The sequence below is a fragment of the Pseudomonas sp. D5(2026) genome, from assembly GCF_057766845.1.
Window position 1 is genome coordinate 2147881 of sequence record NZ_CM173421.1, and the last position, 18127, is coordinate 2166007.

The window sequence follows — 18127 nt, forward strand, 5'->3', positions numbered from 1 at the left end:
CTCGGATACCACATTCAGCTTTACGGCCTTACAAAAACAACAGAGGGCACTATGAGAACGTTCAAGACCATTCCAGAGCGCGGCGACTTCGGCTTCCAGCAACTGGTGGGCCCGCACAAGGTAAGCGGCGCCTCGATGTCGGCCGAGCGCGGCTTTTTCGGCCTGCACCTGAGCAAGAGCTCACCCTTCGGATCGGTGCGCGATGAGCAAGGCAACATCTATTCCTTCGTTCGCTCGCTGATGGCCCCCAGCGGTACGCCGAACCCGACCAAGTTCTTTTACCTGAACAACCATGTCGACAAGGTCAACCTGCGCATGGACCACGAGAAGATGGCCAAACAGGCGCTAACGCCCATGCCCGTGCACAGCCTCGACGGTGATATCGCGCGCTGGGCCAGCCAACCGGGGGAACCGGGCAATGCCTGGGAAATCACTGCCAGCAGCGAACGCCTGACCTGGAAGGAGGAGGGCCTGTTCGCTATCGAGGGTCGCCTGCTCGGGCCGGGTTTGCAATGGTACTTGCCGGGCGTGGAGTGGGGTACGTTCTATGTTTCGCAGTTGTGGGACGTGGCGGGCGTATGCGAGGGTCGGCCGGTCAAAGGTGCGCTGGCGCTGGACCAGTTCTACATGGCTGAAGGCGGCGCCATCCATTTCAAGAAAGACCTGGTGGTGAACAACAACAAGCACGTGATCTGGTGGTCGTTCGTCACCGTGTACAAGGACGGCACCTGGGATACCGGCTCGTTCATGGTCGGCCACGACCATCTCGGCTATGCCTTCTTCAACAATGAAAAAGGCGAAGTGCGGGTGACCACCGACATCGAAGGCCAGACCGAGCACAAGGACGGTAGCTACTTCCTGAAGTCGGCGCGGATCGTGCTGGAAGGCAAGGAAGAATGGGAGTTCCTGCCGGACGAGCGGGGCGAGATGATCGATTTTGTCGGCGGCTTCCCGATCACTGCCCAGCAGGAAGGGCGCTGGCGTCGGGTGGGCGATACCCGTGAGCCGTCGCACTGGCTGGGCTGGGGTGAATCTGACCGGCGCAACGGTTCGGCGCGTAATGTGCCTGGCAAGGATCTGTAACGCTGCACTGTGCGCCTGCCTCGGTGGGCAGGCGTATGCATAAAGCAAAACCCTCAACCAATAACAACAACGGGGAACCGCGATGAAGTTTCGCGACAAAGTAGTACTGGTAACCGGTGCGGGTCGTGGCATGGGTCGGGCGATTGCACTGGCCTACGCGCGCGAAGGGGCGCGGGTGGTGGTCTCGGCACGTACTGCGCGCTACGGTGAAGACACCGTCGAGCAGATCCGCGCACTGGGCGCCCAGGCATGCCTGGTGGGCGGCGACATTGCCGACCGCGAGGCCATCAGGTCGATGGTCGAGGGCGGCGTGGCGCAGTTCGGCGGCCTGGATATCGTGGTGCACTGCGCCGCCGACACCCGTCACGGGTTGATCGCCGAGATGCCGGACGACGCGTTCGATCACATCGTGCGCAGCAATATCCAGTCGCTGTTCTGGCTGGCCAAGGACAGCGCGCCGTACCTGTCCAAGGCCCCCGACAAGGGCCGGCTGATCTTTATCTCCTCCGGTGAAGCTAACCGCAAATACACCCCGCGGCTGATCGCCTATGGTTCCAGCAAAGCTTTCATGAATGCTTTCGCCCGTGGGCTGGCGGTGGAATTCGGAGCTATGAACATTCTGGTTAACGTGGTCGAGCCCGGCCTTATTGGCACTGATCACATGCTCGAAACCCTGGGCGAGGAGCTGCCCCACAAGCTGGCGGCGCATTTTCCGGTCGGGCGTCTGGGCGAGTCTGCCGACATTGCCAATGCGGTGCTGTTCCTGACCTCCAACGAGGCGTCGTATATCACTGGCACCTCGTTGCTGGTGGACGGGGGCGCCACCATGGTGGCGTTGCCCAAGGTCGAAGAAATCCTCAAGGGCCAGTAACGCGCCGCGCTGCTACGGGAGTGAAAGTGCATGACTACAGACACACGTGAGCGCCAACGCGCTGGCAACGATTTTTCCGAATTCAGGCGCGGCTGGCGCGTGGTGCTGTTGGGGCTGTTCGGCATCTGCACCAGCATCACCGCCGCCTTGCTGTATGCGTTCGGCACCCTGGTGATTCCGCTGGAACAGGCCTTCGGCTGGAGCCGGGGCGACTTGCAGGCCTCGATTTCCTTTCTGTTCGCCGGGGTGGCCATTTCCACCCAGATGGTCGGTTGGCTGTATCGGCGCTACGGCCTGCGTCGGGTCGCCATCGTCTCGATCATGCTGCAGATCGTCGGCTACTTCGCCATCACCCAGATCCAGGGGTCAATCGCCTGGTTGTACCTGGCGTTCTTCAGCATGCCGATCGTGTGTGCCGGTACCATCGCCATCACCTGGACGCAGCTGGTCAACCTGTGGTTCGAGCGTAACCGGGGGCTGGCCCTGGCGGTGATCCTGTGCGGCACCGGTCTGATGGCGATGATCCTGCCTCCGTTATTGTCCCGGCTGATAGGTGCCTATGGCTGGCAGGCCGGTTTCATTGCCCTGGGGGCGATGCCGCTGCTGTTCACGCTGCCGCTGGCGTTGATGTGGTTGCGCATGCCGGTCGAGGTCGCCGCGGCCGACCCTTTGACGGCGCAGCCGCAGCCGTCGTTGTCGGGCATGAGCTTCAGACAGGCGCTGCGCTCGGGCAAGTACTGGGGGTTCAATATCGCGTTGATCCTATCAGTGTCATTGACAGTGGGCATGGTCACCAACATTGTGCCGATGCTGCAAAGCAAGGGCCTGAGCGCGCAGCAGGCCAGCCAGATCTTCAGTACGTTCGGCATTTCGATCATTGGCGGGCGCCTGCTGGTGGGGTACCTGCTGGACCGCTACTCGCCGTCGCTGGTGGCGGCGGTGAGCCTTGCGTTACCGGCACTGGGGTGCGCAATCTTCTTTTTTGGCGGCTCGCAGCACGTACCGCTGTTGATGCTGGCGACCCTGTGCATCGGTGCCAGTGCCGGCGCCGAGTTCGACCTGGCGACGTTTCTGATGGCGCGCTACTTCGGCCTGAAGGACTACGCGCGCATCTTTGGCCTGCACCTGTGCCTGATCACCATCGTGTCCGGCCTGGTGCCGATGCTTTTCGGCCACCTGTTCGATGTGTACGGCAGCTATTCGGCAGTACTAGTGAGCTGCTTCTTCTGCGCCATCATCGGCCCGATCATTCTGCTGTGGCTGAGAATGGAACCGGCATTTCAAGCGCTGCAGCGTCAGCTCAAACAACAAACTGCCTAGGGACGACCCTTACATGACAATGGACAAACACGTGATCGAAGACTTTCTGCACGGCCAGGTCGACTGCTGGAACCGCGGCGACAAGGAAGGCTTTTTTGCCCACTACCGCAGCGTGTCACCCAATGGCTTGAGTATCGAGTATGTTGGCAAGCCGCAGCATGACGCTTGGCAGGTGCTGGAGGGCATGTGGGCGCAACAGCAACCCAAAGTTCGGGTCGAGGTGCGCCAATGCATCATCAATGGCAATGAAGTGGCGTGCCACCACTTGAACGCTTTTCGCGAGCAGGACGGTGGCATAGAGACGATCGAGCTGTACCGGTTCGAAGGGGGGCGGTTGTCCGTGCGTTACTTCATCAACCAGTAGCACCATCGGTAGAGCAGGAGAGCTCGCGCCAGGCTTCTATCTGAGCGAGCATTCCGGTGAGCTTGACGCTGATCTGGCCGTAGGCGTCGGAACCGGCCAGGTAGCGCAATGGTGGCTGGTCGGTGTTGACCAGGCGCACCAGGGCCTCGCCCAGCTTCGCCGGGTTGCCGGCCTGTTGATGGTTGCCGGCAGCCGACGCAGCCTTGACCTTGGCCGTGAACGCGGCGTAGTCCTGCAGCCCGCGTTCACCGAACATTGCGGAGCTGGCATCGAGAAAGTCGGTGCGAAACACCCCGGGTTCCACCAGCGTGACCTTGATGCCGAACTGGGCTACCTCCTGGGCCAGGGATTCGGAGAACCCCTCCACCGCGAATTTGGAGGCGCAGTATAGTGCGGCGCCTCCCATGCCTAACACGCCGGCCATGGACGACACATTGAACAGGTGGCCGCTACGTTGTGCGCGCATCACCGGAAGCACGGCGCGGCACACGTTGAACACACCGAACACATTGGTGGCGAACTGCTTTTCGGCATCGCTCGGCAGGTTGTCCTCGAAGGGTGCCAGTTGGCCATACCCGGCGTTGTTGACCAGCACGTCGATTCGACCGAAGCGGGCCACTGCCTGCTCCACGGCAGCCAATGCCTGCGCTTGATTGCTGACTTCAAGGGGCACCGCCAGCACCCGGTCGCCGTACTCGGCAAACATGCCTTGCAGGCGCGCCAGGCGCCGGCCACTGACCACCACGCAGTCACCGTCCGCCAATGCCGCCCTGGCAATGGCGGCGCCCAACCCGCGGCCCGCACCGGTAACAAACCAGACCTTGTTCATTGCATCGCTCCATCAGGTTGCGCAAACGCCGCGCTGGGCCCGTGGGGTACAGTGCGGCGAGATGTGGGTGAGGGCTGTCAGTCGCGGTTAGCCGCTTCCCAAGTCTTGAGGTCGAAACCTTCGGCTGCTGCTTGAGCCGCCGTCAGCCTGGGCGCGCGGGCGAGAATCTTGCGCGCGGCCATGTGGTCGCCCAGGCGGTTGCAAGACTCCACAGCCACCAAGCGCTCATTGCGAAAGCACAGCACCGAAAGTTGCCGGTCATGGGCAGAACCGAGCACAACCGTGCTGTCGTAGCCGTTGGACAGCCCGGCGATCTGCAGCTTTAGGTCGCCTTGATCGGTCCAGAACCAGGGTAGGGCGGCGTAGGGCGAGGGCTTGCCCATCAGGCGTGCGGCCACGGTACGCGCCTGGTCGATGGCGTTCTGCACCGACTCGAGGCGGGTGTGCTGCTCTTCGTTCTGTACACATGGAAAGCTGGCCACATCACCGAGTGCGGAAATCTGTGGGTCAGAGGTGAGTAAGTGGGCGTCCACCTTGATGCCGTTCTCGATGTCCAGGCCGGCCTCGGTGGCCAGTTGCGTATTGGGGATGACGCCGATGCCGAATACCACCAGGTCAGCCGGCAGGGTGCGGCCATCTGCGGTTTGCACGCCGCACACCTTGCCGTTGTCGTCGAGAATGCGGCCAAGGCCTTGGCGGAAATCGAAGTGCACGCCCCACTGCTCATGCGCCTGGCGAAACAACTCGGACATTTCCCGCGACACCGCACGCGCCATGGGGCGCTCGCCCAGCTCCAGCACATGCACCTGTGCACCCTGGGCGGCGGCTACCGCGGCAAACTCGAGGCCGATAAAGCCTGCGCCGACCACCACCACGTTGCGCGCCTGCCTGGCCAGCGGCGCCAGGGCGTCGGCATCGGCCTTGGTCTTGATGCCGAACACCTGAGCCAGCTCCGCGCCAGGCACTGGCAGCGGGCGGTTGTGCGCGCCGGTCGCCAGTATCAGGTGGTCATAGCTCAGGGCGGTGCCGGAAGCCAGCACCACGCGGCGGTTGAGCCGGTCGATGGCGGTGGCCGGGTCGTGCAGCAGCTCGATGCGCTGGGTGGCGTAGAACTCGGCCGGGCGGAACAGCAGGTTGTTTTCCTGGATCTTGCCGAGCAGGTAGGCCTTGGACAGTGGTGGGCGTTGGTAGGGCAGGCCGGGTTCATTGCCGATCAGGGTGATACGGCCTTCATAGCCTTCCTGGCGCAGCGATGCGGCCACCTGAAACCCGGCTTGGCCGGCACCGACGATAACGACTGAGGCGAGGGTCATGAGTACTCCTTGCAACGCATTCAGAATTGCGAAGAGGGCAGGTGCAGTACCATGCCTTCCATGTCTTCACTGATAATCAGTTGGCAGCTCAGGCGGCTGTTGTCACGACGCTCGAAGGCGTACTCGAGCATGTCACTCTCCATGCTTTCCGGTGCCTGCACCTTGTGCAGCCACGCTTCGTCTACGTAGGTGTGGCATGTGGCGCAGCTGCAGGCGCCGCCGCAATCGGCGGGCAGGCCCGGCACGCTGGCGAACGTGGCGGCCTGCATGACCGACTGGCCGACTTCGCCGTTGACCTGATGGTGGGTGCCGTTATGTTCGATAAAGGTCAGTGTGGGCATGTTCTGCTCCGTTTCTTGTGGGCTCAGGAGTGGCTGGGCAAGGGCTGCGCGTCGAAGCGCGGCACTCGTCCAAGGGTCAGTAGCAACAGCGGGCCGACCACGCAGCATGCGGCGCTGTACACCAGCATGGCGGTGTATGAGCCGGTACGTGCGAGTAGGAAGGCGAACAGCAGCGGCGCCAAGGCCGATGCCACGGTATTGAGGCCCTGGTGCACACCGAATAACCGGCCGTATTCACGCAGGCCGAAGTAGCGCGCAATCAGGAACGCGGCGATATCGAACTCTGCCCCGGCGCCGAACCCGACCAGCACGGCTGCCAGCATCAGGGGCATGAACTCGGTGGTGCCACTCAGGTATACCAGGCAGCCGACAGCGGGCAGCAGCAGGCTGCACGCTGAGACCACCGGCGGCCACAGGCGGTCGAGCAGATAGCCGATGACCATACGCCCCAGGATCAGCGAAATACCGAAGCCGCTGAAAATGGTGGCCGCATCCGCCGCCGATAGCCCCTTGGCTTGGAGCATCGGCACCGTGCTGGTGACCATGCCGACAATCGACGAAATTACCAGGCCCAGCGCCAGGTTGCAGGTCCAGAATTTCAGCGAGCCCATGCCTTCGCGAAAGCTCATGCCCGGCAGCTGCGCCAGGGCGTCCTGCCGGGTGGTATCGGCCGCCTTGGGCAGCTTGAACCACAGCAGGATCAGCGGCAGCAGCACCAGCAGGTTGAGCAGCGCAAGGATCACGAAGGCCGCACGCCAGTCCCACAGCTCTATGCCCCAGGCCATCAGACGGGGAACGGTGGCGGCGGTGACGCCGGTACCTGACAGGCCAATGGCCAGCGCCAGGCCGCGATTTCGATCGTACCAAAGGCTGATCAGTTGGGTCCAGGTCACGGCCAGTGCGCCCATGCCCACGATCGGCAGCAGCGCAAAGGCCAGGTACATCGACCAGATCGACGAGCTGACCTGGGTGGTGGCCAGGTAGCCGACCGACAGCAGCAACAGGGACACCACGGTGACGCGCTTCATGCCAAAGCGCAGGTTGAACCAGCCCACTAGTTGCAGCGATACCACCGCTCCGCCAAACAGGAAGGTGATGCACGCCTGCAATTCGCTTTTGCCCCAGCCAAAGGCATCGCCCAGCGGCACCACTAGCGTGCCAAAGCCGTACAGAAGCGCGGCATTGATGCTGATGGCCACGCCGGCAACTGACAGAAGCAGGATTCTCCAGCTTTGCCGGAACTCGTGCAGGTCGATGGCCGCCTGGTTTTTCGAAGGGTTCATGAGTTGGCTTCCTTATAGGTTTTGTTGAGCCAAACACTGCATTTTTTGTATGAAAACCGTGATTTACGGTTTGTCCAGCACAGCCGTATGACTCACAGACAAACGAATGTGCTGCGCCGCGCACCCGGTTGAATCACCCTGGGTCACGCCCTGTTCAACATCGCGCTGACCGCAGAGGGTTTGCCAGGACGCAACCGTGGTTCACTGCTGCAACTGAGGCTGAGCATATCCTCGTTAAAAATAAATTGCACATAAAATAAATAAGTGTTCATAATTTGCTGAAGCTGAACCTGATAAGGAGAAAAAAATGAGTTCAGAAAAAGCGCAGTTCAAAGCTGTTGCCGACCGTAGCCGCTGCTGTGGTTACGGCCTGTGCGCCACCATCTGCCCCAGTGTGTACAAGCTCGATGCCGACGGCCTGGTCTACTTCGATGACGCCCGGGTGCCCCCCGAACTTGAGGAGGATGCCCGCGAGGGCGCTGCCGCTTGCCCGGCCGAAGCGGTATGGCTGGAGCCCATCGACGCGCAAGACAGCCCCGCTTGAGTGCGCACTCACTTGCGAGGGTGTGATAACCAACGAGTTGAGGATGTGCTGATGGGACGTTTACACAACAAGGTGGCCCTGATTACCGGCACCGGAGGCGGCCAAGGCCGTGCGGCAGCGCTGCGCTTTGCTCGTGAAGGGGCGATCGTGGTCGGCTGCGACTTCAATGCCGAGGGCCACGAACAGACCCGTGCCCTGATGAGCGACGAGGGGTTTACCTTGTATGGCTCTGCCCCCGTGGACCTGGGCGATCACGAGCAGGCCAGGGCGTGGATCGAGGCGGCCGTCGCCGAGCACGGGCGCATTGATGTTCTCTACAACAACGCCTCAGCAGCGCGCTTCGGCCTGGTGAGTGAGCTGTCGATCGAAGACTGGCAGTACACCCTGCGTAATGAAATCGACCTGCTGTTCTATACCACCAAGTACGCCTGGGCATACCTGGCCGAGCAGCGCGGGGTGATTATCAACGTGTCTTCCACTGCGGCCTGGGGCGGCTCGAAGGTGGCCGGTATCAGTGCCCACGCGGCAGCCAAAGGCGCGGTAGTGTCGTTTACCCGGCAACTGGCCGTGGAGGGAGCAACCGTCGGTATTCGTGCCGTCAGCCTGAGTCCCGGCTTCGTCGCCACGCCTGGCACCCGGGCGTTTCTGGAGAACCCCAAGGCCCGCGCCATGCTGCTCGACGGTGTGCTGATGGACCGCCCCGGGGAACCTGAAGAGGTGGTGGCGCTGGCGGTGTTCGTGGCTTCCGAAGAGGCCTCCTTCATTACCGGTTCGGATTTTGTCATAGACGGCGGGCTGCTGGCGGTCTAGTCCTGCGGCGACAGCGCGAGCGATAGTTGGCATCGTTTCATCTCGAACAAGAACAAGGTGAACAAATTGGACATCATTGGTATCGGTTACATGGGCTTCGAAACGCCTGATCTTGACGCCTGGCGCGAGTACGGCCCGCAGGTGATGGGCTTTGGTATCGGCAAAAATCCGCCCGGCGACCCGGCGTCGCTGTATTTCAGAATCGATGATCGCCGTCACCGCTTCGCATTCCATCCGGGTAAGGTGGACCGCATCGCGTATATCGGCTGGGAAGCCATCGGGCGCATGGCCTTCGAGGATGGGATCAGGAAGCTCGAGGCCGCCAACGTGGCCTACACCCGCGGTGACGCGCAGCTGTGCGAGATCCGCGGCGTGCGCGAGGTGGTGCGTTTTCGTGACCCGGTCGGCTACCAACATGAGTTGTTTTACGGACAGAAATGGCTGCCGCGTTCATTTCAGCCAGGGCGCCCCCACAGCGGCTTTCTGGCCGACGAGCGCGGTGCAGGGCACGTAGTGCTGATCACTCCGGAGTACACCCCGGAACTTGAAGACTTCCTGCTCAATGTCATGGGCTTCAGCTGGTATGGCGCGGGAGCGGGCAAGGGGCGTACCGGCTTCTTCCGCTCCCGGCTCAACCATCACACCAGTCACGACATCGCCTATGGCCATGGGCCCGGGCGAATGGGCGTCCAGCACGTCGGGCTGTTCGTTCGCAACGTGCGTGATGTGGGCGAGACCTACGATATCGTGCGCCAGCGCGAACTGCCGATGATGATGACGCTCGGCCAGCATGCGCAAGACCCGCACCTGTCCTTCTATCACTACAACCCCTCGGGTTTTGCCTTCGAAACCATTGCTGAAATCGAGCCGTGGCAAGGCGACCCCTACGAGCTGAACCCCGAAAAACTCAGCCTGTGGGGCCACGAGATGGTGGGGCCCATCCTGGGACCGAGTGTCAAGACTCCCGAAGAGGTCCATGACGCCGAGTATCTGCCTACCTACCTGGCCCGGCAGTGACATGCGCCTGGCGCGGATCGAGCTGGGCGGGCAGGCGTTCTGGGCATTGGTAGACGCCAGCAGCGAGCACTGCCGGCGGGTTCGGGCGCCGTTCGCGTGCTGGGCGAGGCTGGGCGCGGGGCTGCACCTGGACGCCCTGGACCTGGCTTGCGAACGCCTGCCGTTGGCCGGGGCACGTTTGCTGCCGCCATTGGAACCGGGCAGCCGCGTGTTCGGCGTGGGCCTGAACTACCTGAGCCACCTCGAACGCCTGGGCAGTCAGGCCCCGGCACACCCACTGGCCTACCTCAAGCCCGAGTCGGCCTTGGTCGGGGCCAATGACCCGATCAGCTATTCGCCGCTGACCAGGCAACTGGATTACGAGGTGGAGCTGGTGGCGGTGGTGGGGCGAGCGCTGCAGGATGAACCCCGCGCCAGCGCCTGCCTTCTGGGTTTCACTGTGGGTAACGACATCAGTGCACGCGATGCGGGCCAGCAGATCGGGCGGCTCGACCTATTGACCCAGAAGGCCATGGACTGCACCACGCCCGCAGGGCCGTGGATCGTGACGGCTGACGAGCTGGGCGGCGAGCAGCAGCCTGCGCTGGAGATGCGCCTGAGCGTCAATGACGAAGTACGCCAACACGACAATACCCAGCACATGATCTTCCCCCTGGACGAGCTGCTCAATTACCTGGATGCACGGATCAAGCTGCGCCCCGGCGACCTGGTGTTCACCGGCTCCACGCACGGGGTGGGCCTGGAAAGCGGGCGCTTCCTGCAACCGGGTGACCAGGTGGTGGCGCAAATCAGCGGCATCGGCCAGCTGCGCAATACCATTGCTGCGCCGTGCCCGCTCGGCCCGGCCCGCGCGGTGGGGCGCCTGGGGCTGCCGCTGGATCACTAAACCCTGATGGGCAAGACGTTCTAAGGAGCAATGATGAGCGAGGGTTCGGCGTGGGCGCCATTTCGCAACCGGGCCTTTCGGGGCTTGTGGCTGGCCGGTGCGGTGGTGAATCTGGCGATCTGGATGCAGACGGTCGGAGCAGCGTGGATCATGACCACGCTCACCGCCTCACCGATCATGGTGTCGCTGGTGCAAAGCGCGGTGACACTGCCGGTCTTTCTATTCGCACTGCCGGGCGGGGTGATCGCCGACCTGGTCGACCGACGCCGCTGGCTGATCGTCACCCAGTGCCTGATGGTGTTCGCGGCCATCATGCTCAGCCTGTTGGCCGGGTTCGAGCGCCTCGAAGCCTGGGGGCTGCTGGCTTTCACCTTCGTGCTGGGCACCGGCAGCGCGCTGGGTATGGCGGCGTGGATGGTGACCATGATCAGCGTGCTGACGCGTGATCAGGTACCGGCAGCGGTCGCCCTGAATGGCATTGCGGTCAACGCCACCCGTGCCCTGGGGCCGGCCTTGGCCGGGGCGTTGATTGCCTACTGGAACAACACGTCTGTGTTCGTGCTGATCGCGCTGTGCATGGCCGCCGTGATGTTCTTTCTGTTGCGCCTGGCGCCGGCACCGCCTGTCCACGGGCTGCCGCCGGAAACCCTGATGGGCGGCATGCGCAGCGGGCTGCGCTACATTCGCCATTCGGCGGTACTGTCCAGCGCAATGCAGCAGGTGCTGGTGTTCACTGCCAGCGCCAGTGCTCTATGGGCGCTGATGCCCCTGGTTGCGCGCCAGCAACTGGGCATGGGCGCCGGTGGCTACGGCCTGCTGATGGCATTCCTGGGGGCGGGGGCGGTACTGGCTGCACTGAACTCACCTCGCCTGCATCGCAGGCTCGGCCTGCGTCGACTGATTGCCTGCGGTACCGCCGCCTTTGCCGCCGCCGCGCTGGCCGCTGCGTTGTCGAGCAACCGCTACGTAGTGTGCGTCATGATGCTGTGTGCCGGGTTCGGCTGGATGGCGGTCAACGCCACGCTCTCTTCGGTGGTGCAGACCTATGCCGCCAACTGGGTGCGCGCCCGCGTAGCGTCGATGTACGTATTGACCCTGATGGGCGCGATGGCCTTCGGTGGCGCCGCCTGGGGGGCGCTGGCCGAGTATGCAGGGCTGCAGGCAAGCCTGCTGGTGTCGACGCTGTGCCTGTTCGCCGGGGTGCTACTGACGCGTAACGGCCGCGTGGAGCTGGGCCACGAAGCCGACTTTGCACAGGCGCCGCTGACCGACAACCTTCAATTGCAGGCCCCAGTGGCGCATGCCGACGGGCCGGTTTCGGTGGAGGTGATATACGAGGTGCCTGCGCCGCAGCGAGATGATTTTCTGTTGGCGGTGTATGCGGTAGGCAAGGCGCGGCGGCGCAATGGCGCGCAGAACTGGCGGCTCTACCGCGACATGGCCGAGACGCAACGCTACAGCGAACGGTTCATCGTCGAGTCCTGGCTCGACTACTTGCGCCAGCAGGTGCGGGTGACCCAGGCCGACCTGGCCCTGGAAGGGCTTTTGCAGCAGTTTCGCCGCGAAGACCTGCAAACCCGCCGGCTGATCTACCAGCCGCCGCTGAACCCATAGGCTCGGGATCGCGGTAAATTCCCATGTAAAACTTTGCGGGGTGAGTAATTCTCAGGCTAGAATGTTGGTAATAATTAGTTACCGGATGCAGTATGGACATTTCAGACATGAGCGACACCGCCAAATCGGCCAATGCAACCCTCGTCAAGCCGGTATCCAACGCCATACGCATCCTGCGTCATCTGAGCCAGGTCGGCAAACCTGAACGCTCCTTGGACATCGCCCGGCAGCTTTCCATCAACCCCAGTACCTGCTTCAACATCCTGCGTACCCTGGTGCAGGAGGATGTGGTCGATTTCAGCCCGCTGTCCAAACGCTACTCAGTGGGCTCCGGCCTGGCGCGTCTGGTGGAGCAACTGGTGACCCAGGGCCATCGCGTGCAGATGGCCAAGCCGTTGTTACAGAACCTTGCGTCGAGGCTGCGGGTGACCATCACGCTGTGGCGCAAGATGAGTCCGGACCGGATCGTGATCGTCAGCTCAGCGGCCAGCCCCACCGATGTGCGCATCGACATGGCCGAAGGCCAACGACTGCCGATCCTTATGGGCGCAAGCGGGCGACTGTTCGCCACTCAGATCGACATGCACGACCCGCTGGTAGAAAGTAATTTCGAGAAGATCCGCTGGGCCCGGCCGTTGTCTCTGGAGGATTACCGCGAGGACGTCAAAGTGGCTGCCGAGCGCGGCTGGGCGATGGACGATGGGCATTTTTCCGGCGGTATCCTGGCCGTGGCAGCGCCGATCTATTCTCCTTCCAACAGCATCGAGTTCACCGTTTCGGCGGTGATGTTCCGCGGCCAGCGCGACGAAGAGGGCCTTGCCGAGATGGGCAAGGCGCTGATCGAGTTCTGCAACGAAGTGGCCTGCGTACTCTACTGAACCCCGCCGCTATTCGCGTACCAGCAGTAAGCTACCCCCCAGCGGGCCGCCGCCTGCGGCCACCGTACTGACGCCATGGTCGCGGGTTTGCCGGCCTTCGGCGCGCCCCCACAGTTGCAGGCACGCCTCGTGCACGTAGCCCAGCCCGTGGGTGCGCCCGCCGGACAACTGCCCGCCATTGGTGTTGATCGGCAAGCTGCCTTGCAGCGCGATACGCCCTCCACCTTCGACAAAGGACCCGCTTTCACCCTCCGGGCACAGACCCAGGGCTTCCAGCCAGATCAGGGTCAGGATCGAGAAGCCGTCGTACAGCTGCGCTGAGCCGACGTCCTGCGGGGTGTAGTCGGTGCGCGCCCACATCATCTGGCCGACATCGAAGGCGGCCATCCGGGTCAGTGAAATCTGGTCCCACGACCAGGGCTGGTTCAGCGCGGCGCCCATCGCCTCGATGCGGATCGGCCTGTTCGGCAGATCCTGGGCCACATCGCGATGCGACAGGATGATCGCGGTAGAGGCATCGCAGTGCACATCGCAGTCGAACAGGCGCAGGGGCGAGGAGATCATCCGCGCGTTCATGTAGTCGTCCATCGTCATGGGCGTGCGGTACACCGCCTTGGGGTTGCGCATGGCATTTCGTCGGCAGGTGAGGGCGATCTGTGCCAGTTGCTCGGGGCGGGTGCCGTACTCGTGAAAATGGCGCTGGGCATACAGGGCCATCAGGTTGATTCCCGAATGCACATTGAACGGGGTGAACCATTGCCAGGCGTAGCTGTTGTCGCGGCCCTGGGTTTTGGCGGTCAAGGCGCCGGCCTGGCGGTTGACTGCGCGTGCCGAGGCTTCGGTGATGGTGCGGAACACCAGCACATGCTTGCATAACCCGGCGGCGATCGCCATCGCCCCGTTGATCACCCCAGCCAGGGGACCCGGTCCTTCGTAGCCTGCGCCAAACCAGTTGACGTTGAGCCCCAGTGCACTTTTCAGTGCGCTGGGCCCCACCGGGGAAAACGGGTCGCCATTGTTGTTGTCGCCGGGCCAGCAGGCCACCCCGTCGATATCGCTGCGTTGCAGCCCAGCGTCGGCAATCGCTTGCAGGCACGCATCGAGGGTCAGACGCATGGCTGATTTGTCCGACGGTCGGCCGACTTCCGACTGGCCGATGCCGGTGATGGCCACGTCTTTTTCGTAACGGTGATCGAACATCATTGAGCCCTCTCGAACAGGGGCAGCCACACGTCCTCGACATTGAGGAAACTGACCTGAACCGGCATGTCGATGTGCACATCTGTGACCGGCATGCCCACTACATTGCTGATGAACTGCAAGCCGGCCTGTTCGGCGAGTTCGATGATCGCCACCACGTAGGGCACCTCTAGGTCGGGCGTCCAGCCCTGATAGTTGATGGTGAAGCTGAGCACCTTGCCCCGGCCGGACACCGCTTCGGGGCCCACCTCAAAGCTGGCGCACTGCGGGCAGAGCGGAGCAGGCGGGTGAAAGTAGCGGCTGCACGCGGCGCAGCGGTGGATCAGTAACTGGCCCGTTTCACCGCCTTGCCAGAAGGCGCGGTTGTCGGCGTTCAGTGCAGGGAGTTTTCTAGGCATCAGCAGTCCGTGGTGAATGTTTGACATGGAGTCACACAGTATCATTTGCACATATTTTGGAAAAGTGTCATATATTTGCTCAGGCGAAAGCCCGAATCGACCGTTCGCGCGGTAAAACAACAAGAGGATTTGGCTATGTCCCAGTCATTACTGGACAAAAGGGTAGTCGTCACGGGCGGCTTCGGTGTCTTGGGCAGCGCGCTGGGCGAGTACCTGCTGGCGCAGGGCGCGCGGGTGGCCTTGCTGGACCGCAGCGAGGCACCTGCCGACCTGCTCGCTACGCATAACCTGCTGCGGCTGGGCGGCGTCGATCTGACCTCGACCGAGTCGGCCGCTGCTGCCTTCGAACAGGTGGCAGCGCACTGGGGCGGCGTCGATGGCCTGGTCAATGTCGCCGGTGGGTTTGCCTGGGAAACCCTCGAGGGTGGCAGCCTGAACACCTGGGACCGCCTGTACCAGATGAACGTGCGCACCGCCGTGGTAAGCGCCCAGTCGGCGCTGGCTTACCTGCTGCAGTCCGGCGCCGGGCGAATCGTCAATATCGGCGCGCTGGCATCGGTCAAGGCCGCTGCCGGCATGGGCGCCTATGCTGCTTCCAAGGCGGGGGTGGCCCGGCTGACCGAAGCCCTGGCCGAGGAGCTGAAAGACCGTGGCGTGACGGTGAACGCGGTATTGCCGAGCATCATCGACACTCCAGCCAACCGCGCTGACATGCCTGACGCCGACAGCAGCCGCTGGGTGACCCCGCAGGCACTGTCGGGGGTGGTCGCGTTCCTATTGTCCGATGAAGCGGCCGTCGTGACCGGCGCGTTGTTGCCTGTGAGCGGTCGGGTATGAGGCTGGTCACTTATACGGACGCCAATGGCGTTGACCGTGCCGGTGCACTGCTCGACCAGGACCGCCAGGTGCTCGATCTGCAAACGGCCTATCGGGTGATGCAAGGGGGCGACAGCCCCGTTCTGGGAGGCATCCTTGCGTTGGTCGAAGGCGGTGATGCGGCGTTGGAGCTGGCCCGCGCCCTGGTAGCCAAGGCGCCCTCGGCGGCTGTGCTGGAGCGCTCTGCGGTCAAGTTGCGAGCACCGATCCAGCCACCACCGCAAATGCGCGATTGCTCCTGTTTCGAACTGCACCTGCGCCAGAGTTTTGCCGCCGCCCGGCGCGCCCGAGCGCTGCGTACCGACGATCCCGAGGCGACCCTCAAGGCCATGAATACGCGTGCCGACGACCGAGTGATCGAGACCTTTAACAAGCAGCCCATCTACTACAAGGGCAACCGCTTTGCCGTGGTGGGCATCGACGACGAGTTCCAGTGGCCCAGCTTCAGTTGCGCGATGGATTTTGAGCTGGAGTTCGGCTGTTACATCGGCAAGCGGGGCAAGGACATCAGCCGTGAGGCCGCTGGCGCGCACATCGTCGGTTACACCATTTTCAACGACATGAGCGCCCGCGATGCCCAGGCTCTGGAAATGCCCGGCATGCTCGGCCCAGCCAAGAGCAAGGACTTCGACACTGCCAACATCATGGGCCCATGCCTGGTGACTGTGGATGAACTGGGAGATCCCTACGACCTTAACATGGTGGCGCGGGTTAACGGCGAGGAGTGGGGGCGTGGCAACACCCGGGACATGCGCTGGCGCTTCGAAGACGTGATCGCCCATGTTTCGCGCTCCGAGACTCTATACCCCGGCGAGTTCCTGGGCTCGGGCACGGTGGGCAACGGCTGTGGCCTGGAGCAGCTGCGCTACCTCAAGCCTGGCGATGTGGTCGAGCTGGAAATCGACGGTATCGGCATGCTGCGCACCCAGGTTGGCCGCAAGGCGGCTACTGAGGCCTGACACTGGACCGCCAAGGGTCTACTTTTTGAACGTGAATTAAGTATACAAAAATTAATAAAGTGTCTTATATTCGTTGCGGACCCGCCGTGACACCCTGAGCAGGAGGCAATCATGCTAACAAGAACAAGCCCCGTATTGTCTGATGGAACCAAGGTCTCGGACCTCATTTACCCCAACACTCGCGAAGTGCAGATGCGCGTGCTGTCCGACCGTGAAATCTACGAGCTGGAGATGGAAAAGATCTTCGGCAAGATCTGGGTACTGCTGGGCCATGAAACGGAGATCCCTAATGCCGGGGACTTCATGGTTCGCGACCTGGGTTCTGACTCGGTGATCGTCGCCCGTGGCAAACAAGGCGAGGTGTTCGTCACCTTAAACGTGTGCCCGCACCGCGGCATGCGCATCACCACCGCCGATTGCGGCAACACTCAGATCCATAAATGCATCTACCATGGTTGGGCATTCCGTCCGAACGGGGATTTCATCGGTTCGCCGGTGGAGCGCGAGTGCATGCACGGCAAGATGATGCCTAAAGAGGAGCTGGGGCTGAAAAAGGCGCGGGTCACGTTGTACGGCGGCCTGGTGTTTGCCACCTGGAACACCGAGGGGCCGTCCTTCGAGGAGTTTCTGGGCGACGCTAAGTGGTACTACGACATGCTGTTCTGTCGTTCCGACAAGGGCATGGAAGTGCTCGGTCCGCCTCAGCGCTTCATCGTCAACGCCAACTGGAAAACCGCTGGCGAGCAGTCCGCCGCGGACGGCTTCCACACCCTGACCCTGCACCGCTGGCTGGGCGAGGTGGGCAACTATGCGAAGAAGGGCGAGGGTGAAACCGCCGACCTGAGCCCGGAAATGATCGGTGTCGAGATCAGCTCGCCGCATGGCCATGCCCTGCGTTGCATCGACCTGGCCCGCAAGATCAAGCGCCTTACCGGCCTGGACCCGGCTGAGCTGAGCGTGCAGCAGAAGCTTGAAGCACTGCCACCTGCCGGCATGACCGCCGGGATGGTCGAGCAGCTGGCACGCAACCTGAGCGACGAGCAGTTGCAGGTGCTCACCAGCATGCCTCCGCAAGTGGGTGGCATGTTCCCGAATATTCTTTTTGGGTTTGTCTACATTCCACAGCCCGACGGCAGCGTCGTCGGTTCCATGACCCTGCACGCCTATGTGCCGCAAGGCCCTGACAAGTTGGAGTTCGTCAACTGGGTGTTCGCCGAGAAGGACGCGCCACCAGAGCTGCGAGACAAGATGCTCAAGCAGACCATTCAACTATTCGGCACCTCCGGCATGGTCGAGCAGGATGACTCCGATACCTGGCCGCACATGACGTTGGCCGCCAAGGGCGCGATGGGGCGCAAGAGCACCCTCAAATATCAGGCCTGCTACGAGACGGGTGCGCCTGAAGGCTGGCCCGGCCCGGGCATCGTCAACGAAGGCTTTACCAAGGACGACACGCAGTGGCACTGGTGGCTGTACTGGCACGAACTGATGACTGCCGCGGATGAGGCATGAGCATGGGGAGGCTCGCTTTTCGAAGCGGC

The 18127-nt window shown here is 62.7% G+C and carries 19 protein-coding genes; 13 read left to right on the forward strand and 6 right to left on the reverse strand.

Annotated elements, in window-relative coordinates; translation table 11 throughout:
• The first annotated feature begins 51 nt into the window (after positions 1 to 51).
• The 4 genes from AC3B5Q_RS09740 to AC3B5Q_RS09755 all read left to right on the forward strand — a co-directional run bounded on the left by AC3B5Q_RS09740 (position 52) and on the right by AC3B5Q_RS09755 (position 3638).
• A complete protein-coding gene (locus AC3B5Q_RS09740) occupies positions 52 to 1083 on the forward strand; it encodes a hypothetical protein (RefSeq protein WP_488393054.1) in 1032 nt (343 codons plus the stop codon).
• An 82-nt stretch (positions 1084 to 1165) separates the two neighbouring features.
• Positions 1166 to 1954, forward strand: coding sequence for an SDR family NAD(P)-dependent oxidoreductase (locus tag AC3B5Q_RS09745; RefSeq protein WP_488393055.1), 789 nt, complete (start codon positions 1166 to 1168; stop codon positions 1952 to 1954).
• Positions 1955 to 1984: 30 nt separating this feature from the next.
• Positions 1985 to 3274, forward strand: a complete 1290-nt coding sequence (locus tag AC3B5Q_RS09750) for an MFS transporter (protein ID WP_488393056.1) — start codon at positions 1985 to 1987, stop codon at positions 3272 to 3274.
• Positions 3275 to 3287: 13 nt separating this feature from the next.
• Positions 3288 to 3638, forward strand: coding sequence for a nuclear transport factor 2 family protein (locus AC3B5Q_RS09755; protein WP_046785904.1), 351 nt, complete (start codon positions 3288 to 3290; stop codon positions 3636 to 3638).
• Here AC3B5Q_RS09755 and AC3B5Q_RS09760 read toward each other — a convergent pair.
• The 4 genes from AC3B5Q_RS09760 to AC3B5Q_RS09775 all read right to left on the reverse strand — a co-directional run bounded on the left by AC3B5Q_RS09760 (position 3628) and on the right by AC3B5Q_RS09775 (position 7404).
• Positions 3628 to 4467 (reverse strand): oxidoreductase, encoded by an 840-nt coding sequence (locus AC3B5Q_RS09760; protein WP_488393057.1) that lies wholly within the window; start codon positions 4465 to 4467, stop codon positions 3628 to 3630. The genes AC3B5Q_RS09755 and AC3B5Q_RS09760 overlap by 11 nt on opposite strands.
• A gap of 77 nt (positions 4468 to 4544) precedes the next feature.
• On the reverse strand, positions 4545 to 5780 hold the full coding sequence (locus tag AC3B5Q_RS09765; protein ID WP_488393058.1) for an NAD(P)/FAD-dependent oxidoreductase: 1236 nt from the start codon (positions 5778 to 5780) through the stop codon (positions 4545 to 4547).
• A 20-nt stretch (positions 5781 to 5800) separates the two neighbouring features.
• Positions 5801 to 6121, reverse strand: coding sequence for a 2Fe-2S iron-sulfur cluster-binding protein (locus AC3B5Q_RS09770; protein ID WP_046785907.1), 321 nt, complete (start codon positions 6119 to 6121; stop codon positions 5801 to 5803).
• A gap of 23 nt (positions 6122 to 6144) precedes the next feature.
• Positions 6145 to 7404, reverse strand: coding sequence for an MFS transporter (locus AC3B5Q_RS09775; RefSeq protein WP_488393059.1), 1260 nt, complete (start codon positions 7402 to 7404; stop codon positions 6145 to 6147).
• 307 nt (positions 7405 to 7711) lie between these two features.
• Between AC3B5Q_RS09775 and AC3B5Q_RS09780 the strand changes: the two genes are divergently transcribed.
• The 6 genes from AC3B5Q_RS09780 (at position 7712) to AC3B5Q_RS09805 (ending at position 13153) form a co-directional block, all read left to right on the forward strand.
• Entirely contained in the window at positions 7712 to 7948 is a 237-nt protein-coding gene (locus AC3B5Q_RS09780) for a ferredoxin (protein ID WP_051095702.1), read from the forward strand.
• Positions 7949 to 7999: 51 nt separating this feature from the next.
• A complete protein-coding gene (locus tag AC3B5Q_RS09785) occupies positions 8000 to 8758 on the forward strand; it encodes an SDR family NAD(P)-dependent oxidoreductase (RefSeq protein WP_051095701.1) in 759 nt (252 codons plus the stop codon).
• 66 nt (positions 8759 to 8824) lie between these two features.
• The gene (locus AC3B5Q_RS09790) at positions 8825 to 9775 is read left to right on the forward strand and encodes a VOC family protein (RefSeq protein ID WP_488393060.1); all 951 of its coding nucleotides are present in this window, start codon (positions 8825 to 8827) and stop codon (positions 9773 to 9775) included.
• A 1-nt stretch (position 9776) separates the two neighbouring features.
• Positions 9777 to 10661 (forward strand): fumarylacetoacetate hydrolase family protein, encoded by an 885-nt coding sequence (locus AC3B5Q_RS09795; protein ID WP_488393123.1) that lies wholly within the window; start codon positions 9777 to 9779, stop codon positions 10659 to 10661.
• A 33-nt stretch (positions 10662 to 10694) separates the two neighbouring features.
• A complete protein-coding gene (locus tag AC3B5Q_RS09800) occupies positions 10695 to 12275 on the forward strand; it encodes an MFS transporter (RefSeq protein WP_488393061.1) in 1581 nt (526 codons plus the stop codon).
• A 107-nt stretch (positions 12276 to 12382) separates the two neighbouring features.
• The gene (locus tag AC3B5Q_RS09805) at positions 12383 to 13153 is read left to right on the forward strand and encodes an IclR family transcriptional regulator (RefSeq protein WP_441253274.1); all 771 of its coding nucleotides are present in this window, start codon (positions 12383 to 12385) and stop codon (positions 13151 to 13153) included.
• A 9-nt stretch (positions 13154 to 13162) separates the two neighbouring features.
• Here AC3B5Q_RS09805 and AC3B5Q_RS09810 read toward each other — a convergent pair whose 3' ends face one another.
• A complete protein-coding gene (locus AC3B5Q_RS09810) occupies positions 13163 to 14353 on the reverse strand; it encodes a thiolase family protein (protein WP_488393124.1) in 1191 nt (396 codons plus the stop codon).
• Positions 14353 to 14751, reverse strand: coding sequence for a Zn-ribbon domain-containing OB-fold protein (locus AC3B5Q_RS09815; protein ID WP_441253273.1), 399 nt, complete (start codon positions 14749 to 14751; stop codon positions 14353 to 14355). The genes AC3B5Q_RS09810 and AC3B5Q_RS09815 overlap by 1 nt, the downstream gene beginning before the upstream one ends.
• Positions 14752 to 14886: 135 nt before the next feature.
• On the opposite strand from AC3B5Q_RS09815, the gene AC3B5Q_RS09820 reads away from it, so the two are divergent.
• From AC3B5Q_RS09820 to AC3B5Q_RS09830, 3 genes are all read left to right on the forward strand, one after another.
• Positions 14887 to 15588 (forward strand): SDR family NAD(P)-dependent oxidoreductase, encoded by a 702-nt coding sequence (locus AC3B5Q_RS09820; RefSeq protein WP_488393062.1) that lies wholly within the window; start codon positions 14887 to 14889, stop codon positions 15586 to 15588.
• Complete coding sequence (locus AC3B5Q_RS09825; RefSeq protein WP_488393063.1) at positions 15585 to 16586, forward strand: fumarylacetoacetate hydrolase family protein; 1002 nt, start codon at positions 15585 to 15587, stop codon at positions 16584 to 16586. The genes AC3B5Q_RS09820 and AC3B5Q_RS09825 overlap by 4 nt, the downstream gene beginning before the upstream one ends.
• A 111-nt stretch (positions 16587 to 16697) precedes the next feature.
• Positions 16698 to 18098, forward strand: a complete 1401-nt coding sequence (locus AC3B5Q_RS09830) for an aromatic ring-hydroxylating dioxygenase subunit alpha (RefSeq protein WP_051095695.1) — start codon at positions 16698 to 16700, stop codon at positions 18096 to 18098.
• The last annotated feature ends 29 nt before the right edge of the window (positions 18099 to 18127 follow it).

What these genes read in the sequence shown, in the direction of transcription:
- AC3B5Q_RS09740 (WP_488393054.1), top strand. Translation starts at nt 52, where the DNA reads ATGAGAACGTTCAAGACCATTCCAGAGCGCGGCGACTTCGGCTTCCAG.
- AC3B5Q_RS09745 (WP_488393055.1), top strand. Translation starts at nt 1,166, where the DNA reads ATGAAGTTTCGCGACAAAGTAGTACTGGTAACCGGTGCGGGTCGTGGC.
- AC3B5Q_RS09750 (WP_488393056.1), top strand. Translation starts at nt 1,985, where the DNA reads ATGACTACAGACACACGTGAGCGCCAACGCGCTGGCAACGATTTTTCC.
- AC3B5Q_RS09755 (WP_046785904.1), top strand. Translation starts at nt 3,288, where the DNA reads ATGACAATGGACAAACACGTGATCGAAGACTTTCTGCACGGCCAGGTC.
- AC3B5Q_RS09760 (WP_488393057.1), bottom strand. Translation starts at nt 4,467, where the DNA reads ATGAACAAGGTCTGGTTTGTTACCGGTGCGGGCCGCGGGTTGGGCGCC.
- AC3B5Q_RS09765 (WP_488393058.1), bottom strand. Translation starts at nt 5,780, where the DNA reads ATGACCCTCGCCTCAGTCGTTATCGTCGGTGCCGGCCAAGCCGGGTTT.
- AC3B5Q_RS09770 (WP_046785907.1), bottom strand. Translation starts at nt 6,121, where the DNA reads ATGCCCACACTGACCTTTATCGAACATAACGGCACCCACCATCAGGTC.
- AC3B5Q_RS09775 (WP_488393059.1), bottom strand. Translation starts at nt 7,404, where the DNA reads ATGAACCCTTCGAAAAACCAGGCGGCCATCGACCTGCACGAGTTCCGG.
- AC3B5Q_RS09780 (WP_051095702.1), top strand. Translation starts at nt 7,712, where the DNA reads ATGAGTTCAGAAAAAGCGCAGTTCAAAGCTGTTGCCGACCGTAGCCGC.
- AC3B5Q_RS09785 (WP_051095701.1), top strand. Translation starts at nt 8,000, where the DNA reads ATGGGACGTTTACACAACAAGGTGGCCCTGATTACCGGCACCGGAGGC.
- AC3B5Q_RS09795 (WP_488393123.1), top strand. Translation starts at nt 9,777, where the DNA reads ATGCGCCTGGCGCGGATCGAGCTGGGCGGGCAGGCGTTCTGGGCATTG.
- AC3B5Q_RS09800 (WP_488393061.1), top strand. Translation starts at nt 10,695, where the DNA reads ATGAGCGAGGGTTCGGCGTGGGCGCCATTTCGCAACCGGGCCTTTCGG.
- AC3B5Q_RS09805 (WP_441253274.1), top strand. Translation starts at nt 12,383, where the DNA reads ATGAGCGACACCGCCAAATCGGCCAATGCAACCCTCGTCAAGCCGGTA.
- AC3B5Q_RS09810 (WP_488393124.1), bottom strand. Translation starts at nt 14,353, where the DNA reads ATGTTCGATCACCGTTACGAAAAAGACGTGGCCATCACCGGCATCGGC.
- AC3B5Q_RS09815 (WP_441253273.1), bottom strand. Translation starts at nt 14,751, where the DNA reads ATGCCTAGAAAACTCCCTGCACTGAACGCCGACAACCGCGCCTTCTGG.
- AC3B5Q_RS09820 (WP_488393062.1), top strand. Translation starts at nt 14,887, where the DNA reads ATGTCCCAGTCATTACTGGACAAAAGGGTAGTCGTCACGGGCGGCTTC.
- AC3B5Q_RS09825 (WP_488393063.1), top strand. Translation starts at nt 15,585, where the DNA reads ATGAGGCTGGTCACTTATACGGACGCCAATGGCGTTGACCGTGCCGGT.
- AC3B5Q_RS09830 (WP_051095695.1), top strand. Translation starts at nt 16,698, where the DNA reads ATGCTAACAAGAACAAGCCCCGTATTGTCTGATGGAACCAAGGTCTCG.